This is a genomic window from Brevibacillus sp. YAE8, from assembly GCF_057543335.1.
Genome location: NZ_BAAIYG010000172.1, coordinates 1 through 525, shown reverse-complemented (window position 1 = coordinate 525; position 525 = coordinate 1). Strand labels below are relative to the sequence as shown.

At 41.0% G+C, this 525-nt stretch carries 1 protein-coding gene; it reads left to right on the top strand.

What is annotated here, in order from left to right:
- The coding region (locus AC27IT_RS28215; protein ID WP_487092321.1) for a PGRP and LysM peptidoglycan-binding domain-containing protein at positions 1 to 469 on the top strand (469 nt) is incomplete at its 5' end.
- Positions 470 to 525: the final 56 nt, after the last annotated feature.

Sequence of the window (525 nt, the reverse complement as noted above, 5' to 3'; positions counted from 1 at the left end):
ATCTCCAACACCGACACCAAATCCATCACCTTCTGAACCAGGTGAAAAAACGTATACAATTAAGCAAGGAGATACGCTGTACAGTATTGCACAGAAGTACGGCATAACAGTACAGGAGCTTCAAGAAGCGAATACAGGGCTTTCTGATCCTTTAACACTACAGGTTGGAAAAACAATTGTTATTCCTTCAGGAACTTCACCAACACCTACTCCAACACCACCTTCTGAACAATATCCACTTCCCAATGGAATTTTAAAACAAGGCGATTCTGGAGAAGCAGTGAAACAGCTTCAAAGAGCATTAAACGCGGTTAGTTTTAAAGTAGGGTCAGTAGACGGAATATATGGAGTACAAACGAAAGATGCAGTCAGACGTTTTCAGCTTGTGTATCTTCCTTATGATGTAGATGGCATTTATGGTCCTCAAACGAAAAACAAGCTAGCAGCCGTTTTAAAAGCAAAAAGTTAAAGAAAGCAGGTCTTCTGTAAGCAGGCAGAAGGCCTTTTGTTTTCCCCTTAAAAGCG